Genomic DNA, 21,754 nt, shown 5'->3' with positions numbered 1-21,754 from the left:
GCTCAGGCCTCGGTCGACTCGGCGGACGCAGCCGCGTCAGCAGCCTCGTCCGCCTTCTTGTCGGACTTCTTCGCCTTCTGCGTGATGGCCTCGCCCTTGGACTCCTCGCCGGTGTCCTTGAGCAGGGCCTCGAACAGGGCGCGCTTGTCAGCCTTGGGCTCCGGCTGCAGCAGCGGCGCGGGGGCCGGGAGACCCTTGTGGGCCTGCCAGTCACCGGTGAGCTTCAGGATCGCGAGAACCGGCTCGGTCGGCTGGGCGCCGACGGACAGCCAGTACTGCGCACGCTCCGAGTTGACCTCGATGCGCGAGGGGTTCTGCACCGGGTGGTACAGGCCGATCTCCTCGATGGCCCGGCCGTCACGGCGGGTACGGGAGTCGGCGACGACGATGCGGTAGTGAGGCGAACGGATCTTGCCCAGACGCTTCAGCTTGATCTTGACTGCCACGGAAGTGGTGTCTCCTGGTCTATGACGTGGTTGGGCACAACGAAGATGCCACGTGGGGTTGCGGTACTCGGGTGCCCGATGGACGCGTCAGCCGGAGGAGAGAGGGGTCCTATGCGACTGTCGAGTACAGCTAGCCATTGTGCCACACCACATCGGGTCACCCCACCGCGACCGCGGCTTCCGGGATACGGAACGGCTTTCCGCAGCCACCGCAGACGATCGGCGCCTGCGCCAGGACCGACGGGACGACGCGCACATTGCGTCCGCAGTCGCAGACGGCCTTGACGCGGACGCCTCCGCCGGAGGAGCCGTGCCGGGCAGCCGGGCCGCGGAAGGAACGCTTGGTGTCGGCGGCGGTGGCGACCGTATGCGCCTTGAGGGCGCGCTGCAGCCGCTCGATCGTCGGGCGGTACCTGCGCTTGGCCTCGGGATTGAGCGTGACCAGCGAGAAGCCACTGCTGGGGTGGGGCTCCTCGGCATGGTCGAGGCCCAGCTCCTCGGCGATCGCGAGGAATCGACGGTTGTGGTAACGGCCGGCCCGAGAGGTGTCGCGGACACCTCTCGCGGCGGCGATGCCATGGACTGCCTCGTGCAGCAGTCGTTCGAAGGAGAGCTCGGCGCCACAGGCGGACGAGGACTCTCCGATCAGGGACTCGGGCGCGGCTAGATCCGGCAGCTCGGGGTGGTACCGCTGAATGTCGGCCCACGCCTGTGCCAGCTCTGCGGCAAGTACAGGTGGTGTCGTGCTCACGTCGTGACAACGAGCGCGAGTGCCCCGGTGTTCCGATTCCGGGCCATCCCAAATAATTTGCACGTACCAGTCAGTTGCCGTTGATGCGTCCTGACGAGGGCGGGTGCGCAGATCTGCGGAGAAGTCTCACAGCTCACACCAAGGTGGTACGTAGCGCCCCGTACGCCCGGACGCGTAGGCGGCAACCGTAGGCCGCGGTGCCGAGCGGCCACGCGTCAGTAGGCGCGGGCCACCAGGGCGACAGTACCGGGGGTGTCGTCCGCGTCCGGTACCGACCCGTCCTCGGCGACCAGGCACCGTACGGACACCCCGTGCTCCGCGAGCCGGGCTTCCCCCGCCGGGCCGAGGGCCGACCAGGCGATGCGCGCCCAGCCGCCCGCGGCCGCCGCCTCCACGGCGTCCGCGACGGACGCGGCCTCACTGGTGGAGGACTCGCGCCGGCTCCGGGACTCCCTCAGCAGCGTCGCCTGGTCCTCCTCAAGGACCGCCGGAAGCAGCGCGGGCAGGGCCTCGATCGCGACCGGCTCCTTCCCGCCGGGGATGCGCCGGGCCAGCATCGCGGTGCCGTGCTCCAGATCGCGCGGGCCGACCTCGATCCGTACCGGCACGCCCTTGAGCTCCCAGTCGACCGCGCGGCGCCCGAACGGGGTGTCGGTGCGGTCGTCGACCTCGGCCCTGACCCCCGCGGCGCGCAGCCGCTCCCCGATGGACCGGACCGCGGTCAGCACCGCTTCGTCCCCCTTGACCGCGAGGACGACCGCCTGGACGGGTGCGAGCCGGGGCGGCACCCGGAGTCCGTGATCGTCGCCGTGCGCCATGATCAGACCGCCGACCATGCGGGTCGACGAGCCCCACGAGGTCTGCCAGACGAGCTCCTGCCTGCCTTCCCTGGACAGGAAGCGGGTGTGGAAGGCCTTGGCGAAGTTGGTACCGAGCTCATGGCTCGTACCCATCTGCAGGGCCTTGCCGTCCCGCATCATCCCTTCGAGCGTCAGGGTGTTGACGGCCCCGGCGAACCGCTCGGCGGGGCTCTTGCGGCCGAGGACCACATCGATGCCCAGCACGTTGACCATGAAGTCGGCGTAGACGTCCCGGTGGATGTACGCGGCGTACTCCCGGGCCTCCTCGTAGGTGGCGTGGGCGGTGTGGCCCTCCTGCCAGAGGAATTCCGTCGTACGGAGAAAGATCCGCGGGCGCATCTCCCAGCGCACGACGTTCGCCCACTGGTTGATCAGCAGCGGCAGATCCCGGTAGCTCTGCACCCACTTCGAGAAGTACTCGTTGATGATCGTTTCGGACGTCGGCCGCACCACCACGGGCTCTTCGAGCTCTTTTCCGCCGGCGTGGGTCACGATCGCGAGCTCCGGCGCGAAGCCCTCGACGTGCTCGGCTTCGCGTGTCAGGTAAGACTGGGGGATGAAGAGCGGGAAGTAGGCGTTCCGGGCGCCCGCCTGTTTGATACGGGCATCCATCTCCTGCTGCATCCGCTCCCACAGGCCGTATCCGTACGGCCGGATGACCATGGTGCCGCGCACCGGACCGTTGTCCGCGAGTTCGGCCTTGTTGATCAGATCCTGGTACCAGCGGGGAAAGTCCTCGGCCTGGGGCGTGAGAACGGGTGCCTTTGCCATGGCGCGCATCGTACGGCGACACCGCCCACCACACAGGGCGACGGGCCCTGCTTCCACGGGCCGTCCCCACGGGCGCACCACCGGAGCACGCAAGCATTGCCATCAGACCCCTGGACGCGGGCGCGGATGCGGAGTTCTCTGACATACGGGGGGAGCGGGCGCATACGCGCAGGGGGGAGCATCCACTCGGGCACGACCGATCGGACACGACCGACCTCTCGGCGGATTGGGGCGCTTCCATGACACCAACGCTCGTCCGGCACCACAGCTACGCGGACACGACCACCCCGGTGGAATCCGGTAACCGTGCCCGGGACTGGGCCGAGATCCAGGAGCGGATGCTCGCACCGCTGTACGAAGCGGTGTACGAGCGGCTCGAAGTGGGAACCGGCACCCGGCTGCTCTCCCTCGGCTGCGGCTCCGGCCTCGCGCTGCTGATCGCGGCCGCGCGCGGGGCGCGCGTCACCGGCGTCGACACCGACCCCGAACGGCTGGCGCTCGCCCGGACCCGGCTGCTGCCCGATCCGGGGAGCGGCACCGGACCGTCGGCCGGGCCTCCGCGGCTCCTCGACGGCGATCCGTCCGCGGCCGCTCCGGCCGACGGCACGCCGTACAACCTGCTCACCGCGTTCACCCCGATCGGCTGCTCGTCCGGCGACGGGGAGGGGCTCGTGGACGCGCTGCGGTCGGCCGTACCGCTGGCCGCCCGGGGCAGCACGGTCGTACTGACCGGGTGGGGTCCGCCGGAGCGGTGTGCGACGGCGCCGGTGCTGCGGGTGGCAGGCCGGCTCTCCGACGGGGCGCGGACGCCGCGCACGGGAGGCTGGCGACCGTCGAGCCGGGACGACCTCGAAGAGGTGGCGTTCCGGGCCGGTCTGAAGCCGGACGGCTCGGGCCGGGTGGCGTGCCCGTTCGGGTACGCGGACATGGACAGTGCGGTACGGGGGCTGCTGTCGACGCAGCTCTTCGATACGGCGGTACGGGAGACGGACCGGAACCAGGTGGAGAAGGAGGTTGCGGAGGCCCTGCATCCGCACCGGCGCCGGGACGGCACGATCTGGATGCCGAACGTCTTCCGTTATCTCGTGTGCACCATCTGAGTCCGGTGTGACAGGCAGCCGCTACTTGCCCGGGCGGGTGATGCCGGCCGCCCGGTAGGCCGCGGCCTCCTCCAGCGTCTCGTTCTCCAGCAGTGCCGCGGCCAGCGAGTCCAGCCTGTCCCGGTTCTCGCGCAGGAGCCGGCACGCCACCTCGTAGCACTCGTCGACGATGCGCCGCATCTCGCCGTCCACCGCGTCGAGCGTCGCGGGGGCCGCAGAGAGTCCGTACGCCTGCTGGGCATCGCTCGGGATCGCCGTCAGCCTGCCCACCTTGTGACTCATGCCCCAGCGGCCGACCATGCCGCGGGCCAGGTTGGTGACCTGTTCCAGGTCGCTCTCCGCGCCGGTGGTGACCACGCCGAAGACCACCTGCTCGGCGGCCATGCCGCCGAGCGCACCGATGATGCGGCCGCGCAGATACTCCTCGGTGTACGCGTACTTGTCGGCGTCCGGCGTCGAGAGGGTGACGCCCAGGGCCCGGCCGCGCGGCACGATGGTGACCTTGCGGACCGGGTCGGCGCCCGGCTGGAGCATGCCGAGCAGGGCGTGCCCGCTCTCGTGGTACGCGGTCCTGCGGCGCTCCTCGTCGGACATGACCAGCGAGCGTTCCGCCCCCAGCTGGACCTTCTCCAGTGCGTCCGAGAGATCGGACTGACTCACCTCGGACTGCCGGCGTTTGACGGCGAGCAGCGCGGCCTCATTGGCCAGGTTGGCGAGATCGGCGCCGGTCATTCCGGGGGTCGTACCGGCGACCTGGGCCAGGTTCACATCCTGGGCGAGCGGGATCTGCCGGGTGTGGATCTCCAGGATCGCCTCCCGGCCGCCCCTGTCCGGCGGGCTGACCTGAACGATCCGGTCGAAGCGGCCGGGCCGGGTGAGGGCGGGGTCGAGGACGTCGGCGCGGTTGGTGGCAGCGAGGACGACGACGCCCTCCGAACCGGAGAAGCCGTCCATCTCGGTGAGGATCTGGTTGAGCGTCTGCTCGCGCTCGTCGTGGCCGCCCATACCGGAGCCGCCGCCGCGGGCCCGGCCGATGGTGTCGATCTCGTCGATGAAGACGATGGCGGGGGCGACCTTGCGCGCCTCCGCGAAGAGTTCCCGCACCCGGCTCGCGCCGACGCCGACGATCATCTCGATGAACTCGGAGGCCGAGGCCGAGAAGAACGGCACCCCGGCCTCACCCGCGACGGCCCGTGCGAGCAGCGTCTTGCCGGTGCCGGGCGGTCCCGCGAGGAGCACTCCCCCGGGCATCCGGGCGCCCATCTTCCGGTACGCCTGCGGGTTCTTCAGGAAGTCCACGACGTCGTTCAGCTCGCCCTCGACCTCGTCGATCCCGGCCACATCCTGGAAGGTGGTGCGCTTTCCGCCCTCCAGCTCGACGGGTTTGGGCGGGGCCTTGCGCCCGAAGCCGCCCATCCCGCCGCCCATGCCCCTGGACATCCGCCGGGCGATGAACACCCAGAGCAGGACGAGCAGCAGCATCGGGGCCAGCGAGATCAGCAGATTGGCGAGGAAACTGCGCTGCTGGACGACCGGCTCCGCGGTGACCGTGACATCGTCCTTGACCAGTTCGGCCCAGAGGTTGTCGTCCGCGAAGGCGGGCCGCTGAGTGACGAACTTGGCGTATTTGTCGTCGCTCCCCGGGACCTTCGCCTCCTTCTTGAGCTGCCCCTGGATGGCATCGCCCTTGGAGTAGATCTTGGAGACATTGCCCGCGGTGACCTGCTTGCTGAACTCCGTGTACGCGATCGTCCGCTCCTCCTCCCCGTTGAAGAAGGACAGCACCAGATTGGCGATCAGATAGACGGCGAGCGCGGTCAGCAGCAGACCGCCCCAGCCTCCCGGCATCTTCCGGCCCGGCGGCGGAGGCGGCGGGGCGCCCTCGGAACGCCACGGCTGATCGGTTCGATCGCGGGGAGGTACGGGGTTGGTCACGCGCGCTCCTCTGCCGACAACCAGTGAATGTGACATTAGATGAGAAATCGACCCAAAGCCCCCCGTGGGCCCATCCAGTGGGCCCACGGAGGGAAGCGGAACCCGGCGGATCAGCTTCTTGTCAATATCCAGAATCCTGTTTACTGTTTGATTCGTGAACGATTTCGATGACCGTTTCCTCACTCGAAACGGCCTCGCCGCCCGGCAGCTCGCCGTCCTGCTGCTCAACCATGAGCCGGACACCCGCCTGCCCCGCGTGCGCGACTTCGCCGAGGAGCTGGGCTGCGGAAACGGGACCGTTCAGGCGGCCCTGCAGCTGCTGGAGGATTCCGGGGCGATCGAGACGACCGCCCGCGGCCATCTCGGCACATTCCTTGTCCGCTCGGACCGCTCCATCCTCTGGCGGCTGTCCGGACTCGGCACACTGCTCGCCGCGATGCCGCTCCCGTACTCACGCAGGTACGAAGGTCTGGCGACCGGGCTGCGCAGCGCCTTCGAGGAGGCGGGCGCCCCGTTCGCGATCACCTTCATGCGGGGCGCCGGAGCCCGTACGGCCGCCCTGCTGGAGGGCAAGGTCGACCTCGTCGTCCTGTCCCGCTTCGCGGCCGACCAGCTGATCGCCGAGCACCCGGTGGAGCTCGTCGCCGACCTCGGCCCCGCCACCTACGTCGGCGCGCACGGCATGCTGCTGCGGCACGGCGTCGACCCGGACTCCCCCGGGCTGCGGGTCGCGGTCGACCACGCATCCGAGGATCTGCGGATGCTCGTGGAACGGGTCTTCGCCGGCCGGAAGGACATCGAGTGGCTGGAGGTCTCGTACATGCAGCTGCGCGATCTCTTCGCCCGCGAAGAGGTCGACGCCACCGTCTGGAACCTGGACGAGGTGCAGGACCGGATCGGGCTGGGCGTCGATGTGCTCCCGCTCGGCGACGAGGTCACCCGGGAGCTGTCACTGCGCAACTCCAGCGCTGCCGTCATCGGCCGTACCGACGGGGCGAAGGCCCTCGCTGCGGTCCGGGACTCACTCGATCTGTCCCTGGTGACCCGGCTGCAGAGCGAAGTACTGCGGGGCGAGCGCGTGCCCTCGTACTGACCGGCGGGTCCGGTGACGGAGATCTCGCCCGCGCGGGACGCCGTCGATATCAAAATACAGAATCCTGGTTACTGTTGATTTTAGGAGAACCGTCATGGACGACCAGCTCGCACTGCGGATCCAGCTCTTCCGCGAAGGCGGTCAGGTCCGGCCCGAGGTGGCCGACTTCGTCACCGCCGAGCTGACCGCCCTCGAAGCCGACGGCCGCACCGTCACCGAAGCGACTGCGGGCATGCTGACCAGCCATCTGATGATGGCGCTCACCCGGCTCCTCGACGGCGAACCGATCGAACAGTTCCTCACCGACGACCAGGTCGCCGCCGAACTGGCCGGACACCCCGACGCCGTCGAACGCGCCCGCGCCGTATCCGCGCGGGCCGAGCGGGAGCTGGGCGCCGCGCTCCCCGACTCGGAGATCAACTTCCTCGGCATGCACCTCGCCGTACTGGGCCGGCAGTCACCGGCCACCCCCGCTTCCTGACCGCTCCCGGCACGCGGAACAGACACCTCCCGGCGCGCAGAGACAGACACACAGAGAGAGAAGAGACAGCCATGACGAAGATCCTCACCGGTGGAGTCGGCAAGGTCGAGGTCACCCAGACCATCGGCAAGCTCGGGATCGACTCCCTCGACGTCGTCACCTCCAGCGACATGGACGCCGCGATGAAGCTCCGTGTCGGACAGGCCGACTACTACCTCGGTACGTGCCGCACCGGCGCCGGTGCCTCCCTCGGCGTCCTCGTCGGCCTCATGGGCAGCGCCGCCTGCCACACCTTCGGCCGCAGCGTGCCCACCGAGGAGGAGATCACCGCCCTGATCGCCGACGGCAAGAAGGTCTTCGGCTTCTCGATGGACCAGATCGACGCCATCGCCCCACTCATGGCGCGCGCCATCGCCGCCCGCGGCTGATCCGGCCGCCTCTCTCCCTCATCCCGGGCACGAAGGAGTGATTCGTGAGCACCACACTCGCCGCAGGTACCAGCCTTGATTTCACGCTGGCCCAGCAGCTGACCGTGATAGCCCTCTGTGCGCTGACGGCGTACATCTCGCACATGGCTCTGGCCGTCTTCAACGACGGTGTACGTCCGTTCCTGCTGGACTTCGTCCAGGGGCGCACCACCCGCAGCGCGACGACGGCGGTCTCCTTCGGCCTCTCCGCCGGGTTCATCTTCGGACTCGGCGCCCCGATGGCACTCTCCACCGGTGTGCTCAACCCGTGGCTCGTCTTCCTGCCCACCGACATCCTCGGCATGCTGGCGCCGAAGAAGTGGCTCGCGCCGATCCTCGGCGGCGCCTGGGGCGCGGTCGTCGTCTTCGGACTGAAGGGTGCCAACAACGTCGCACACGACCTGCCCGTCGACTTCATCACCGCCATGCAGCAGATGTCGACGCCGATCCTCTTCCTCTTCACGCTGTTCCCGGTGCTCGCCATCACCAAGCAGTTCGGCCGCAAGTGGGGTGGCACCGCGGGGGGTCTCGAACTCGCGCTGGTCGTCCTCACCATGAAGGTCTGGCCGAAGATGTTCGCCGGGGCGCTGGCCATGGCCGTCGGCGTGCTGATGCTGATCGCCCTGGCCATCGCCAAGGACATGAAGCAGCGCAAGGCCGACCGGGCCGCGGGCGTCACCGAGGTCGTCCTCGAGGACGACCCGATGGCCTCGCTCTTCAGCGCCAGCGCGGCCCGCCTGCGCAAGTACCTCCCGCTGTTCATGGTGCTCGGCGCCGGAGTCTGCGTGCTGGCCCAGATGCACATATTCGGCGGCGGCGAAGCGACCAGCTTCCTGATCGCCAAGGGGCAGTACTCCGAGGCCGCCCAGGTCGACTTCTACCGGGTCTTCGGCTTCATCCCGCTGATCGCGACGACCGCGCTGGCCTCCGGCGCGTACGGCATCGCGGGATTCACGCTGGTGTACCCGATCGGCTATCTGATGCCGAACCCGTTCCTGGCAGCGGTCGTCGGCGCCGTCGTCTTCGCCGCCGAGGTTCTGGCCCTCTCGTACATCGGCAAGGTCCTCGGCAAGCTTCCCAGCGTCCGTGACTCCTCGGAGCACCTGCGCAGCGCGATCGGCGACACCCTGCAGCTCGCGATCCTCTTCGGCTCGCTGATGGCCGCCAACGCCATGGGCGGCGGGCTCGGCATCCTCGTCGTCGGCGGGCTCTACCTGCTGAACGAGGCGATGGGCCGGCCGGTCGTGAAGATGGCCGCCGCTCCCGCCGCGGTGATCGTCGGCGGCATCCTCCTCAACGTCCTGTACTGGCTCGACCTGTTCACCCCGATCAAGGGCTGAGGCCGGGTACGTACACGAAGAAGGAACCCCCCACGATGAACCACCCCGCACCGCACAACCTGCGCACCGTCGTCGGCGACCTCGCGGCCGATTCCGTGGCCGGCCCCGCCCTCGCCCATGAGCACCTGGTCCTCGACCTGGACCACAGGGGCGACGGCGCGGCCGTCCTCGACCCGGGCCGCCACTCCGCGGCCGTCACCGCGGAGCTCGCCGCCCTGCGCGCCGAGTTCGGTCTCTCCCTCGTCGTGGAACTGACCTGCCGCGGTATGGGCCGCGACGTCCGCGCCCTGGCCCGCATCGCCCGGGACGCACAGATCGCCGTCGTCGCCGCGACCGGCTGGTACTACGAACCGTTCCACACCCCCGAGATCGACGACAGCAGCATCGAAGAGCTCACCGGCACCCTCGTCCGGGAGATCGACGGCGGTATCGGCGCCACCGGCATCCGCCCCGGTGTCCTCGGCGAGATCGGCAGCCACGGCGACACCCCGACCGCGCCCGAGGCCAAGGTGCTGCGCGCCAGTGCGCGGGCCGCGCTCGCCACCGGCCTCTCCGTCGCCACCCACGCCCAGCTCGGCCGTGGCGGAATCGTCCAGCTGGAGCTGCTGACCGGCGAGGGCCTGCCGGCCCACCGCATCAGCATCGGCCACCAGGATCTGCTCGACGACCCCGCCGTCCACAAGGAGCTGGCGGCGAGCGGGGCGTACGTCGCGTTCGACACCGTCGGCAAGGACGGCTACCGGAGCGACGACACCCGGCTGCGACTGCTGCTCGCCCTCGTCGAGGCCGGGCACGCCGACCGGGTGCTCCTCAGCTGCGACATCTCCCGCCACGGCTACCTGCTCGGCGAGGGCGGCCAGGGGTACGGACATCTCTTCCGGAGCTTCCTTCCCAAGGCCCGTGCGGCCGGTGTCGACGACGACCTGATCGACCTGATGACCCGCCGTAATCCGCTGCGCTTCCTGACCGGCGCAAGCGTGGAGGAGATCCGAGCATGAGCCCCGCACTTCCGCAGACCTTCCCGCTCGCGACGGTGGAGCTGGACGACGCGATCGCCAGACAGTTCCGGCTCCTGGAGGCCACCGCCGCGCACTTCGAAGGCCCCCAGCTCTTCGAAGCGGACGCCGGAGTCGTCCCCGGTCTCGGCCGCCCCCGTACCACCGCCCGTGTCGAAGCCGTACTCGCGGACTTCTTCGGCGCGCAGGACGCCGCCTTCGTCCAGGGCGCGGGCACCGGCGCGATCCGCGCGGCCCTGGGCGCCGCCGTGCGGGCGGGCGACCCGCTGCTCATCCATCGGGCCCCCGTCTACCGCACCACCGAGGTCACGTTGCGCGGCATCGGTGTGCGGACCGTGGAGGTCGACTTCAACGACGCGCGGGCGCTGCGCGAGGCCCTGGAGTCCGGCCGGTTCCGATGGGCCTACGTCCAGCACACCCGGCAGCGGCTCGCCGACTCGTACGACCCCGCGGAGGTCCTCGCCGCCTGCCGGGCCGCCGGAGTCCGCACCCTCGTCGACGACAACTACGCCGTCATGCGCACCCCCGCCGCGGGAGTGGAGCTCGGCGCCGACGCCTCCTGCTTCTCCCTGTTCAAACTGCACGGCCCCGAAGGCGTCGGCATCGTGGTCGGCGCCCGCGATCTGGTCGGGCACATCCGCCGCGACAACTACTCCGGCGGCGGTCAGGTCCAGGGCCATCAGGCGCTCGACGCGCTGCGCGCCCTCACCCACGTACCGGTCATGTGGGCCGTGCAGTCCCGGGTCGGCGCCGAGGTCGCCGAGCGGCTGGCCGCGGGCGAAGTGGACGGCGTCTCGGAGGTACGGATCGCCAACGCCCAGGACCGCTGCCTGCTCGTCCGCCTCGACCGGCCGGTCGCGAAGGAACTGCCCGCCGTCGCCGCCCGCTTCGGAGCCGCTCCCTACCCCGTCGGCTCCAACTCACGCTACGAGATCGCGCCGCTCTTCTACCGGATGTCCAGCTCCGCCCTGGACGACTCCCCCGAGCTGGCCGACTGGACCGTACGCATCAACCCGATGCGGGCGGGCGCGGATCTCGTCATCGACATCCTGCGCCGCTCGCTCGACGCGCTGAACGACCCGAAGGACGACTGACCGTGTTTCTCGACACCGTGCTCACCCGCAACCCCGAGCTCGTCGACGCCGCGGCCACCCTTCACCGGCGCGGCGAGATCCCGCCCGACACCTATGTGATGGACCTCGATGCCGTGGAGGCCAACGCCGCGCTGCTGGCGGCCGAGGCCGAACGGGTCGGCATCGGCCTCTGGTTCGTCGTCAAACAGCTGGGCCGCAACCCCGAGCTGATCAGGGCCATCGCCCGGCACATCCCCAGGTTCGCCGCGATCGACCCGCCCGAGGCCCGCACGCTGCACGCCACGGGCGCACAGGCCGGCAACCTCGGCCACCTGGTACAGATCCCCCGCCGCGCACTGCCCGAAATGCTGGCCTGGCGCCCCGAGACCGTCACCGTGTTCGATCTCGCCAACGCCCGGGCCGTGTCCGAGACCGCCCGGCGGCTCGGCTTCGTCCAGGACGTTCTCGTACGTCTCGAAGGCGCCGAGGGCACCGTCTACCCCGGCCAGGAGGGCGGCGTCCCGCTGAGCAGTCTCGACGCCTTCGCCGAGGCCGCCGAACAGCTGCCCGGCATCCGGATCGCGGGCGTCACCGCCTTCCCCTGCGTCCTGTGCGACCCGGCGACCGGCATCCCCCGCGCCACCCCCAGCTTCGCGCTCGCCCTCAAGGCCTGCGAAGTCCTGGCCGCCCGGGGCCACGAGCACCTCAAACTGAGCGCCCCCAGCGCCACCTCGATGGCCTCCCTCCCCCTGCTCGCCGAACTCGGCGCCACCCACGGCGAACCCGGCCACGCCCTCACCGGCACCACCCCGCTGCACGCCCTCGACCCGCAGCAGCCCGAGAAGCCCGCGTACGTGTACGTCAGCGAGATCGCCCACACCCTCGACGACGGCCGCCCGGCGATCCGCGGCGGCGGCTTCTACGCCCGGTCCCACATCCGCAGCGCCCTGCTGCCGCGCACCGGCGCACGCCTCGGCGTGCAGGACGCGCCCGCCGAGAACATCGACTACTACCGGCTGCTCGACGCTCCCGCCGACAGCCGGGACGTCCGGCTCGGCGACACCGCGCTGCTCGCCTTCCGTACCCAGATCTTCGTCACCCGCTCGACCGTCGCCGTCGTCTCCGGACTCGCCTCCGGCTCTCCCCGGCTGAACGGGCTGTACGACGCCCAGGGCCGGGCCCTGTAAGGCCGACCCCTGAATAGGAGGCACCCATGGCCAAGACCGTCATCGTCGTCATCGACGGATTCGGCATCGGCGCCATGCCCGACGCGGGCACCCTGCGCCCCGGCGATCTCACCGCCGACACCTGCGGACACGTCCTCGACCACTGCCGCGCGGCCCTCGGCCGGCCGCTGCGCCTGCCGGTGCTCGGCGCGCTGGGTCTCGGCCTGGTCCACCCGCACCCGGACCTCGCCCGTCGTACCCATCTGCCCGTCTCCGCCGGCCGCGCCGCGCTCGGCTACCCCGGCGCCGACACCTTCGCGGGCCACCAGACGATGATGGGCGCCGACTTCAGCCGGGTCACCGTGGCCCGGCTCGCCGGCCATCTGGCCGAGGTGGCCGCAGCCCTCGAAGCGGCCGGCCACCGCGTCGAACCGCTGGACGGCAAACCCCTCCTCGTCGTCGACGGCACGGTCCTCGTCCACGACAACCTGGAGGCCGACCCCGGGATCAACTGGAACGCCTCCGGCCGCCTGGAGGACCTGTCCTTCGACGGGCCGGGCGGGATCCTCTCCATCGCCCGTACCGTCCGCGCGGTCGCGCCCGTCGCCCGGGTCATCGCGGTCGGCGGCCACGCGGACGGTCCACTGAGGCAGTTCGTGCGCCCCGGCGATGCGGGAACCGTCGGCCTCGACACCCCCGCCACCGGCTTCTACCGCAACGGCGGCCTGGAAGTTCAGCACCTGGGCGCCGGGCTCGACCACACCCGCCAGCTCCCCGATCTGGCCGCCCGCGCCAGCATCCCGGTCACCCTGGTGGGGAAGGCCGCCGACATCCTGGCGTGCGATGCGGCGCGGCGGCACCCGGCCGTGAAGACCGCCGACGTGCTCTCGTACACCCTCGAAGCGGTACGCGCCCCCGGCGACGCGCTCGTCGTCGCCAACGTCCAGGAGACCGACCTGGCGGGGCACCAGCAGGACACCGGGCGCTACGGACACCTCCTGGAACAGGTGGACGCCGGGCTCGCCGGGCTCGTGGCGCTGCTCGACAGCCCCGGCGACCGGCTGATCGTCACCGGCGACCACGGCAACGACCCCACGATCGGGCACGCTCACCACACCCGCGAGTACGTGCCGGTGCTGATCCACCGGCCAGGAACGGACGGCGTGGAACTGCTGCCGGACGCGGGCAGCCTCGCGGATGTGGGCGCCACCGCGGCCGCATCGCTGTCCCTGGACCCGGCGGAGCTGGCCAACGGCACAACGCTGCGGCCGGGACGGCACGCCGCTTAGGAACATGCGGAACATGCCAAGGGGCGCCCACCACCGGCGGGCGCCCCTTGGCATGTCGTCGGGCGATCAGCCCATGAACTTCTTGAACTCGTCCGGCAGCTCGAAGTTCTTGTCCTCCTGCGCCGGCAGACCGAACGCACCGCCCTGCGCCGCCGCCTGCTCGCGACGGGCCGCCGCGGCCTGCTCCTCGGCCTTGCGCTTCATCGGGTTGCCGCTCTTGCGCTTGCCCTTGGCCTGCTTGATCTGCTTCTTCTGCCGGCCGGGGCCACCGCCCATGCCCGGCATCCCGGGCATCCCCGGCATGCCACCGCCCTGCGCCATCTTCGACATCATCTTGCGCGCCTCGAAGAACCGCTCCACGAGGTTCTTCACGGCGGACACGTCGACACCGGAGCCCTTGGCGATACGGGCGCGGCGCGAGCCGTTGATGATCGTCGGCTCCTGACGCTCGTGCGGCGTCATCGACTTGATGATCGCGGCGGTACGGTCCACGTCCCGCTCGTCGATGTTGTTGATCTGGTCCTTGATCTGCCCCATGCCGGGCAGCATCCCGAGCAGCTTGGAGATGGAGCCCATCTTCCGGACCTGCTCCATCTGGGCCAGGAAGTCGTCGAGCGTGAAGTCCTTGCCCTTGCTGGACGCCAGCTTGGAGGCCATTTTGGCGGCCTCTTCCTGGCTGAAGGTCTTCTCCGCCTGCTCGATCAGGGTGAGCAGGTCACCCATGTCGAGAATGCGGGACGCCATGCGGTCGGGGTGGAAGGCGTCGAAGTCCTCGAGCTTCTCACCGTTCGACGCGAACATGACCTGCTTGCCCGTGACGTGGGCGATCGACAGGGCCGCACCGCCGCGGGCGTCACCGTCGAGCTTGGAGAGCACCACGCCGTCGAAGCCGACGCCGTCACGGAAGGCCTCGGCGGTGTTGACCGCGTCCTGGCCGATCATCGCGTCGACGACGAAGAGGATCTCGTCGGGGCTGACGGCGTCGCGGATGTCCGCGGCCTGCTGCATCAGCTCCTGGTCGATGCCGAGGCGGCCGGCGGTGTCGACGACGACGACGTCGTACTGCTTGGACCGGGCGTGCTCGATCGAGTCCTTGGCGACCTGGACCGGGTCACCGACGCCGTTGCCCGGCTGCGGCGCGTACACCGCGACACCGGCGCGGTCGGCGACGACGCTGAGCTGGTTGACGGCGTTGGGGCGCTGGAGGTCACAGGCGACGAGCAGCGGGGAGTGGCCCTGGCCCTTGAGCCAGAGGCCGAGCTTTCCGGCGAGGGTGGTCTTACCGGCACCCTGGAGACCCGCGAGCATGATCACGGTGGGCGGGTTCTTGGCGAACCGCAGTCGCCGGGTCTCGCCACCGAGGATGCCTACGAGCTCCTCGTTGACGATCTTGACGACCTGCTGGGCGGGATTCAGCGCCTGGGAGACCTCGACGCCGCGCGCCCGCTCCTTGACGTTGGCGATGAAGGCGCGGACGACGGGCAGCGCGACATCCGCTTCGAGCAGGGCGATACGGATCTCGCGGGCCGTGGCGTCGATGTCCGCCTCGGACAAGCGGCCCTTGCCCCGGAGGTTCTTGAAAGTCGCGCTAAGGCGGTCGGAGAGAGTATCGAACACGGCGCTCGTCGGTCCTCAGGGTCGGGGGCGGGGCAGGTCAGTCGTCCCCAAGGGTATCCGGACCCCGGGAAACGCAAAGCCCTTGCCCGGTTCTCATGGGCGGACGAGGGCCTGTGGACGGCACAGCGGTGCTCAGCCGAGCGCCTTCTCGACCTCGCGGGCCACCTCCGCGGCCCGTACTTCGGGCAGCGGCTCACCATCCGTATCCGTGACGTAGAAAGCGTCCACCGCGTTCGCCCCCAGCGTCGACACATGCGCGCTGCGCACCCGTACCTCGCACTGCTCCAGTGCCCGGCCGATCCGGTGCAGCAGTCCCGGGGCGTCCTGGGCCCGTACCTCGATCACCGTCGCCAGTTGTGAGCCGGCCGCCGCGACCGTCACCCTCGGCGGTGGGGCCTTCACCCCGCGCCGCCTCGGGTAGGCGGCCTCGCGTTCGGCGAGGCGGGCCCGGATGTCCAGGGAGCCGTCCAGGGCGCGTACGAGATCGGCGCGGAGGCGGGTGGCCTGCGGCAGGGAGCCGTACTCGGCCGCGACCCGCCAGCTGAGCAGCAGCAGGTCGGCGGATTCGCCCTCGCCGAGCTCGGTGGGGAGTTCCACGGCTCGCAGATCGGCCGCTCGCACGGTGAGGCGGTGCAGGGCGAGGACGCCCGCCGCCGCCGGCAGCACGCCGGGGCGGTCGGGCAGAGCGATGAGGAGTTCGACGCCGACGGGTTCCGGTTCGCCGTCCTCGTTCGGGGTCTCGGCCTGGGCGTGCAGGGCGAGGACGGGTTCGCCGGTGCGCAGGGCCTCGATGGCGAGGCGTTCCTGTTCGGCGCTGGGTGCGGCGGGTTCCGGTTCCTCCGGGGCCTGGCCGGCGAGCACGGCGGCGACGCGTTTGACGAGGTCGGTGACGAGGGAGGCGCGCCAGGCGGACCAGGCGGCGGGCCCGGTGGCGAGTGCGTCGGCCTCGGTCAGGGCGTGCAGGAGTTCCAGGGTGGAGGTGGTGGAGACGGCGGTGGCGACGGAGCGGACCGTCGCCGGGTCGTCGAGGTCGCGGCGGGTGGCGGTCTCGATGAGCAGCAGATGGTGGCGTACGAGGGTGGCGATGACGCCCACGTCGTGCTGGTCGAAGCCGATCCGGGCGGCCATGTCGCGGGCGATGACCTCCCCTGCGACGGAGTGGTCGCCGGGCCAGCCCTTGCCGATGTCGTGCAGGAGTGCGGCGACGAGGAGGAGGTCGGGGCGGCCGACGCGGCGGGTGAGGGAGGAGGCGCGGACGGCCGCTTCGACGAGGTGGCGGTCGACGGTCCAGGTGTGGACGGGGTTGCGCTGGGGGCGGCAGTGGACGCGTTCCCAGTCGGGGAGCAGCCGGGTGATCAGTCCTTCGGCTTCGAGTGCTTCCCAGACGGGGACGGTGGCCTCGCCCGCGCCGAGGAGGGTGACGAGTTCCTCACGGGCCTCGGCGGGCCAGGGCACCGGCAGCGGGCGTGCGGCGGTGGCGAGGTGGCGCACGACGTGGCGGGAGAGCGGGAGCTCGGACTGGGCGGCCGCCGCGGCGGCGCGCAGTACGAGCACGGGGTCACGTTCGGGGCGGGCGGAGCGGGCGAGGACGACTTCGCCGTCGGCCTCGACGACGCCCTCGGCGAGCGGGGTGCGTTCGGTGGCGGCGGTCTTGCCGCCACCGAGGATCGCGCGGAGCCGGGGGCGCGCCGAGCGGGCGCGCAGGACGCGGTTCACCTCGCGCCAGGTGACGTCGGTGGCGTACGAGACGGTGCGGGCGGCCTCGTACACCTGGCGGAGCAGGGCGTCCGCGTCGAGGAGGCCGAGTTCGGTGGCGACCTGGTCCTGTTCCTGGAGGGTGAGGCGGTCGGTGGCGCGGCCGGTGGTGAGGTGGAGGGCGTCGCGGGTGTCGAGGAGGATGCGGCGGGCTTCGGCGAGGCCTTCGCGGGGGGCGTCGGCGACCCAGGAGGCGGCGACGGCGCGCAGGGCGGTGGCGTCGCGCAGTCCGCCGCGGGCCTCCTTGAGGTCGGGTTCGAGGAGGAACTGGAGCTCGCCCTGGCGTTCGGCGCGTTCGCGGCAGAGTTCATCGAGGGCGGGGAGGCGTTTGGGGGCCTGGTTGCGCCAGTCGGCGAGGATCGCGGTGCGCATCGCGGCGACGAGGCCGAGGTCTCCGGCGACGGGCCGGGCATCGAGCAGTCCGAGCTGCACCTTGAGGTCCTCGCCCGCGGTTTTACGGGCTTCGGCGGGGGTGCGTACGGAGTGGTCGAGGGCGAGGCCGAGGTCCCAGACGGGGTACCAGATGCGGTCGGCAAGGGAGGCGATGGCTCCGGTGTCGGCGTTGCCGTCGTGCAGGAGCAGGAGGTCGAGGTCGCTGCGCGGGGAGAGTTCGCCGCGGCCGTAGCCGCCGACGGCGACGAGGGCGGCGCCGCGGACGCCGGTCTGTTCGGCCGCGGCGGTGAACAGCGCGGTGAGCCAGTCGTCGGTGAGCGAGGCGAGGGCCGCACGGCGCGGCGGCCCGGACTGCGCCTTCTCCTGGAGGAGGCGCAGCCGGGCCGCCGCGTAGCCGCTGGGTTCCGAGTCTTCGGATTCGGTGGACACTTCGGTGCTCGTCACCCGGCTGCCTTTCGTTTCGGGACCGTCGGTCAGAGTGCGTCCGGGCCGCGTTCGCCCGTCCGTACGCGAATCGCGGTTTCGACCGGCACGCTCCAGACCTTGCCATCACCGATCTTGCCGGTTCGGGCGGCCTTCACGACAACGTCGATGAGCTGTTCGGAGTCCTCGTCCTCGACGAGGACCTCGATGCGGATCTTGGGGACGAGGTCGACGGTGTACTCGGCGCCCCGGTAGACCTCGGTGTGGCCGCGCTGACGCCCGTATCCGCTGGCTTCCGTGACCGTGAGGCCCTGGATGCCGAAGGCCTGGAGGGCCTCCTTGATCTCGTCGAGCCGGTGTGGCTTCACGACTGCGGTGATGAGCTTCATGCGTCCACCTTCTTCGTCTTCGGTGCTGCCGTCGTGCCCGGTGCCGTTGCGGAGGCCTGGGTGCGCGGGGCCGCGCCGCCGCCCGCTCCGCTGAAGTCGTACGCGGTCTCGGCGTGCTCGACCTGGTCGATGCCGGAGACCTCGTCGTCCTCGTCGACCCGCATCCCGATCGTCTTGTCCAGGAGGAAGGCGAGGATCGCGGAGGCGACCAGAGAGTACGCGAGGACGGCGAAGACACCGACGGCCTGCTTGCCGAGCTGGTCGAGGCCACCGCCGTAGAAGAGGCCCTTGGCGTCGGACTGGACACCGCCGGTGGCGAAGAAGCCGATCAGGAGGGAGCCCGCGACACCGCCGACGAGGTGGACGCCGACGACGTCCAGGGAGTCGTCGTAGCCGAACCTGTACTTCAGGCCGACGGCCATGGCGCACAGGACACCGGCGATGGCGCCGACCGCGATGGCGCCGAGCGGACTGACCGCGCCGCCGGACGGGGTGATGGCGACGAGGCCCGCCACCGCGCCGGAGGCCGCACCGAGGGTGGTGAAGGAGCCGTGGCGGAGCTTCTCGTAACCGAGCCAGGCGAGCATCGCGGCAGCGGTGGCGACCTGGGTGTTGACGAACATGACCGCGCCGACGCCGTCGTCGTTGCCGAGCCACGAGCCGGCGTTGAAGCCGAACCAGCCGAACCAGAGCAGTCCGGCACCGAGCATGACGAGCGGCAGGCTGTGCGGCCGCATCGGGTCCTTCTTGAAGCCGACGCGCTTGCCGATGACGAGGATCACGCCGAGCGCCGCGGCACCTGCGTTGATGTGGACGGCCGTACCACCGGCGAAGTCGATGACGCCGAGCTCGAAGAGCCAGCCGCCCGCGCCCCAGACCCAGTGGGCGACGGGGAAGTAGACGACGGTGACCCAGAGCGTGATGAACAGGGCCCAGGAGGTGAACTTGACCCGGTCGGCAAGAGCGCCACTTATCAGTGCGGGGGTGATGATGGCGAACATCAGCTGGAAGACGGCGAAGACGTAGACGGGGATCGTGTAGCCGTCCCAGAGCTGGGTGATTCCGATCCCGCTGAGGCCGACATAGTCCGAGCTCCAGCCGATGACGGAGCCGACGTCGGTGCCGAAGGCGAGGCTGAATCCGTAGAGCACCCACAGGATCGTGACGATCCCGAGGCTGATGAAGCTCATCATCAGCATGTTGAGGGTGCTCTTGACGCGGACCATGCCTCCGTAGAAGAAGGCCAGGCCCGGGGTCATGAGCATCACCAGTGCCGAGCAGATGAGCATGAACCCGGTGTTGGCGGCAGACAGCGTCGGGGCGTCTGCGGCTAGCGTCGTGATGCCTGGGGGCATCGGCGTCTCCTCGTCGTCGGTGCGGCCGCGTGCGGGCGATAAGAGCGGGACCACGTGCGGGACCACTGGGGAAAAGGTGCGGGCCGGTTATGCGCCATGAGATTCGCCCAGCGCGGTTTCCGCCGATGCCGCACGGTGTTTCGCAGGAGTGACGAAGAGATCCGGTGTGTTACGTCCCCATGAACCGGCCATGGCGTATCCGGGGCCGCGCCTACTCTGCGGCCGGAGCCGCATACGGTGCGGTTACGACTCTCCCGTACGGGAACGGCAACGCGAACCGGCCACGCCGACCACCCGCTGACCTGGCAATCGGGGGAGCCGAAGTCGGTCTGTGGGGGGTGGTCGCCGTGGCCGGGGCCTGGGGTGCGGCTCAGACCGCTTCTGCGGTCTCGGTCAGCTGCTCGGTGAGGAGATCGGTGAGCCCGGCAACCTCGGGAATGTCCCCGAAGTCCCTGGCAGCGGTGTCGACTGTCTTGCGGAGCCGGGTGTTGACGCGCTCCGAGCGGATCTTCTTGGCGACGCGCAGCGCCTTCTCGGCCAGCACCGTGGACTGCTCGGGCTCGCGCTGGAGGAGGTGGACGGTGGCGAGGCCGATCAGGTTGAGTGCGTACGACCGCTGGTGCTCGTCGTCCTCGCCGAAGAGATGGACGGCCTTCTTCATGAGGGGTTCGGCGAGCGTGGCGTACGTGGGGCTGCGGCCCGCCACATAGGCGAGGTCACGGTACGAGTGGGAGTTCTCGCCGTTGAGCTCGGCCTCCGAGAAGAAGCGGATCCAGTCGGGCTCGGGCTCGCCGTCGATCCCGACGTCGAGGAAGGTGTCCTCGGCCATCCGGACGGCTCGCTTGCACTTGCTGGGCTGGCCCATGTTGGCGTACGCGCGGGCCTCCATCGCATACAGCATGGCCTGGGTGCGCGGGGTGGCGCAGTCCCGGCTGCCGTACTGCGCGAGGTGGATCAGTTCGAGGGCGTCGTCGGGCCGTCCGAGGTGGATCATCTGGCGGCTCATGCTGGACAGAACATACGAACCGAGCGGTTTGTCTCCGGCCTCTTTCGAGGCGTGGAGCGCGAGCACGAAGTACTTCTGGGCGGTGGGCTGGAGGCCGACGTCGTAGCTCATCCAGCCCGCCAGCTCCGCCAGTTCGGCCGCGCAGCGGAAGAGCCGCTTGGCGGTGGCCGCCGGCTGCGGTTCCTGCAGCAGGTCGGTGACCTCGTGGAGTTGTCCGACGACGGCCTTGCGGCGCAGTCCGCCACCGCACTGCGCGTCCCACTGGCGGAACATCGCGGTGGTGGACTCCAGCAGGTCGAGCTCGGGGTTGGAGAGCCGGGAGGGGCGGCGGGCCGTGGCGGCCGACTCCGGGTGTGCGGGTCCGGTGGCGGCGACGGGCACCAGCCAGCGCTGCATGGGCTCGATCAGGGCGGGTCCTGCGGCGAGCGCGAGCGAGGAGCCGAGGAATCCGCGGCGGGCGAGCATGAGATCGCTGCGGGAGAACTCACTGAGCAGGGCGACGGTCTGCGGGCCCGCCCAGGGCAGGTCGACACCGGACACGGATGGTGACTGGTGCGCGGAGCGCAGTCCGAGGTCCTCGATGGCGACGACGGAGCCGAAGCGCTCCGAGAAGAGCTCAGCGAGGATGCGCGGGATCGGCTCTCGCGGCTGTTCACCGTCGAGCCAGCGCCGCACCCGGGAGGTGTCGGTGCTGATGTGGTGGGCGCCCATCTGGCGCGCCCGCCGGTTCACCTGCCGCGCCAGCTCGCCCTTCGACCAGCCGCTGCGCACGAACCATGAGCTCAATTGCCCGTTGGGGCGCTTACCGGCATTCGTATCGCCTGCGCCGCTGCCACTCACTGGAACGCCCCCATCCCGCTGAATACTGTTGCGCGAACCACTATCAGAATGCCCTGATCCGATGCTGCCCATACGGAGGTTGCGCACCATCGAACAGGAAATCGAGTTGCCTCCGGCATACCCATGGGCGCACATACTTCCATGGTTCGTGTACCGACGGTAATCCTACGATCACCCGCTCCGCGAGG

General features: G+C 70.4%; 18 protein-coding genes. 9 read left to right on the top strand and 9 right to left on the bottom strand.

The window, feature by feature from the left end:
- Nucleotides 1-2: 2 nt before the first annotated feature.
- The 3 genes from rpsP to proS form a co-directional block, all read right to left on the bottom strand.
- Entirely contained in the window at nt 3-446 is a 444-nt protein-coding gene (gene rpsP / locus ACGFU7_RS20365; RefSeq protein WP_393697395.1) for a 30S ribosomal protein S16, read from the bottom strand.
- Nucleotides 447-603: 157 nt separating this feature from the next.
- The gene (locus ACGFU7_RS20360; RefSeq protein WP_030928573.1) at nt 604-1,197 is read right to left on the bottom strand and encodes a hypothetical protein; all 594 of its coding nucleotides are present in this window, start codon (nt 1,195-1,197) and stop codon (nt 604-606) included.
- 215 nt (nt 1,198-1,412) lie between these two features.
- Nucleotides 1,413-2,828 (bottom strand): proline--tRNA ligase, encoded by a 1,416-nt coding sequence (proS, locus tag ACGFU7_RS20355; protein WP_393697394.1) that lies wholly within the window; start codon nt 2,826-2,828, stop codon nt 1,413-1,415.
- A gap of 239 nt (nt 2,829-3,067) precedes the next feature.
- On the opposite strand from proS, the gene ACGFU7_RS20350 reads away from it, so the two are divergent.
- The gene (locus ACGFU7_RS20350) at nt 3,068-3,928 is read left to right on the top strand and encodes a class I SAM-dependent methyltransferase (protein ID WP_393697393.1); all 861 of its coding nucleotides are present in this window, start codon (nt 3,068-3,070) and stop codon (nt 3,926-3,928) included.
- Nucleotides 3,929-3,949: 21 nt separating this feature from the next.
- On the opposite strand, the gene ftsH is transcribed toward ACGFU7_RS20350, so the two are convergent.
- Nucleotides 3,950-5,863, bottom strand: coding sequence for an ATP-dependent zinc metalloprotease FtsH (ftsH, locus tag ACGFU7_RS20345; RefSeq protein WP_393697392.1), 1,914 nt, complete (start codon nt 5,861-5,863; stop codon nt 3,950-3,952).
- Between the two features lie 154 nt (nt 5,864-6,017).
- Here ftsH and yhfZ point away from each other — a divergent pair, with 154 nt between their 5' ends.
- The 8 genes from yhfZ (at nt 6,018) to ACGFU7_RS20305 (ending at nt 13,788) form a co-directional block, all read left to right on the top strand.
- Nucleotides 6,018-6,956, top strand: coding sequence for a GntR family transcriptional regulator YhfZ (gene yhfZ, locus ACGFU7_RS20340; RefSeq protein ID WP_393697391.1), 939 nt, complete (start codon nt 6,018-6,020; stop codon nt 6,954-6,956).
- A 94-nt stretch (nt 6,957-7,050) separates the two neighbouring features.
- The gene (locus tag ACGFU7_RS20335; RefSeq protein ID WP_393697390.1) at nt 7,051-7,437 is read left to right on the top strand and encodes a PRD domain-containing protein; all 387 of its coding nucleotides are present in this window, start codon (nt 7,051-7,053) and stop codon (nt 7,435-7,437) included.
- A gap of 71 nt (nt 7,438-7,508) precedes the next feature.
- Nucleotides 7,509-7,865 (top strand): DUF2620 domain-containing protein, encoded by a 357-nt coding sequence (locus ACGFU7_RS20330; protein WP_393697389.1) that lies wholly within the window; start codon nt 7,509-7,511, stop codon nt 7,863-7,865.
- Nucleotides 7,866-7,909: 44 nt separating this feature from the next.
- Nucleotides 7,910-9,244: a YhfT family protein gene (locus ACGFU7_RS20325; protein WP_393697388.1), complete on the top strand. Its 1,335-nt coding sequence runs from the start codon at nt 7,910-7,912 to the stop codon at nt 9,242-9,244.
- A 35-nt stretch (nt 9,245-9,279) separates the two neighbouring features.
- Nucleotides 9,280-10,242, top strand: coding sequence for a phosphotriesterase (locus ACGFU7_RS20320; protein WP_393697387.1), 963 nt, complete (start codon nt 9,280-9,282; stop codon nt 10,240-10,242).
- Nucleotides 10,239-11,354: an aminotransferase class V-fold PLP-dependent enzyme gene (locus tag ACGFU7_RS20315; protein WP_393697386.1), complete on the top strand. Its 1,116-nt coding sequence runs from the start codon at nt 10,239-10,241 to the stop codon at nt 11,352-11,354. The genes ACGFU7_RS20320 and ACGFU7_RS20315 overlap by 4 nt, the downstream gene beginning before the upstream one ends.
- Nucleotides 11,355-11,356: 2 nt before the next feature.
- On the top strand, nt 11,357-12,520 hold the full coding sequence (locus tag ACGFU7_RS20310; RefSeq protein WP_393697385.1) for an alanine racemase: 1,164 nt from the start codon (nt 11,357-11,359) through the stop codon (nt 12,518-12,520).
- A gap of 26 nt (nt 12,521-12,546) precedes the next feature.
- Nucleotides 12,547-13,788 (top strand): phosphopentomutase, encoded by a 1,242-nt coding sequence (locus ACGFU7_RS20305; RefSeq protein ID WP_393697384.1) that lies wholly within the window; start codon nt 12,547-12,549, stop codon nt 13,786-13,788.
- Nucleotides 13,789-13,854: 66 nt separating this feature from the next.
- Here ACGFU7_RS20305 and ffh read toward each other — a convergent pair whose 3' ends face one another.
- The 5 genes from ffh to ACGFU7_RS20280 all read right to left on the bottom strand — a co-directional run bounded on the left by ffh (nt 13,855) and on the right by ACGFU7_RS20280 (nt 21,566).
- Nucleotides 13,855-15,405 carry a signal recognition particle protein gene (gene ffh, locus ACGFU7_RS20300; protein ID WP_393697383.1) on the bottom strand — a complete coding sequence of 517 codons (1,551 nt, stop codon included), beginning with the start codon at nt 15,403-15,405 and terminating at the stop codon, nt 13,855-13,857.
- A gap of 132 nt (nt 15,406-15,537) precedes the next feature.
- Nucleotides 15,538-17,997 (bottom strand): [protein-PII] uridylyltransferase, encoded by a 2,460-nt coding sequence (locus ACGFU7_RS20295; RefSeq protein ID WP_393697382.1) that lies wholly within the window; start codon nt 17,995-17,997, stop codon nt 15,538-15,540.
- Nucleotides 17,998-18,026: 29 nt separating this feature from the next.
- Nucleotides 18,027-18,365 carry a P-II family nitrogen regulator gene (locus ACGFU7_RS20290; RefSeq protein WP_351196615.1) on the bottom strand — a complete coding sequence of 113 codons (339 nt, stop codon included), beginning with the start codon at nt 18,363-18,365 and terminating at the stop codon, nt 18,027-18,029.
- Complete coding sequence (locus tag ACGFU7_RS20285) at nt 18,362-19,720, bottom strand: ammonium transporter (RefSeq protein WP_393697381.1); 1,359 nt, start codon at nt 19,718-19,720, stop codon at nt 18,362-18,364. Before ACGFU7_RS20285 ends, ACGFU7_RS20290 begins: the two co-directional genes overlap by 4 nt.
- Before the next feature lie 370 nt (nt 19,721-20,090).
- Nucleotides 20,091-21,566 carry a hypothetical protein gene (locus ACGFU7_RS20280; protein ID WP_393697380.1) on the bottom strand — a complete coding sequence of 492 codons (1,476 nt, stop codon included), beginning with the start codon at nt 21,564-21,566 and terminating at the stop codon, nt 20,091-20,093.
- Nucleotides 21,567-21,754 lie beyond the last annotated feature (188 nt).

This window comes from Streptomyces sp. NPDC048473, assembly GCF_043200155.1.
GTDB lineage: Bacteria > Actinomycetota > Actinomycetes > Streptomycetales > Streptomycetaceae > Streptomyces.
Note: the sequence above shows the minus strand (reverse complement) of the source record. Positions and strands in the feature narration are given on the sequence as shown.

Excerpts from the sequence above, each read along its gene's own strand:
- ACGFU7_RS20285 (WP_393697381.1), bottom strand. The coding sequence starts at position 19,720 with ATGCCCCCAGGCATCACGACGCTAGCCGCAGACGCCCCGACGCTGTCT.
- ACGFU7_RS20330 (WP_393697389.1), top strand. The coding sequence starts at position 7,509 with ATGACGAAGATCCTCACCGGTGGAGTCGGCAAGGTCGAGGTCACCCAG.
- proS (WP_393697394.1), bottom strand. The coding sequence starts at position 2,828 with ATGGCAAAGGCACCCGTTCTCACGCCCCAGGCCGAGGACTTTCCCCGC.
- ACGFU7_RS20350 (WP_393697393.1), top strand. The coding sequence starts at position 3,068 with ATGACACCAACGCTCGTCCGGCACCACAGCTACGCGGACACGACCACC.
- ACGFU7_RS20290 (WP_351196615.1), bottom strand. The coding sequence starts at position 18,365 with ATGAAGCTCATCACCGCAGTCGTGAAGCCACACCGGCTCGACGAGATC.
- ACGFU7_RS20315 (WP_393697386.1), top strand. The coding sequence starts at position 10,239 with ATGAGCCCCGCACTTCCGCAGACCTTCCCGCTCGCGACGGTGGAGCTG.
- ACGFU7_RS20305 (WP_393697384.1), top strand. The coding sequence starts at position 12,547 with ATGGCCAAGACCGTCATCGTCGTCATCGACGGATTCGGCATCGGCGCC.
- ACGFU7_RS20335 (WP_393697390.1), top strand. The coding sequence starts at position 7,051 with ATGGACGACCAGCTCGCACTGCGGATCCAGCTCTTCCGCGAAGGCGGT.
- ACGFU7_RS20320 (WP_393697387.1), top strand. The coding sequence starts at position 9,280 with ATGAACCACCCCGCACCGCACAACCTGCGCACCGTCGTCGGCGACCTC.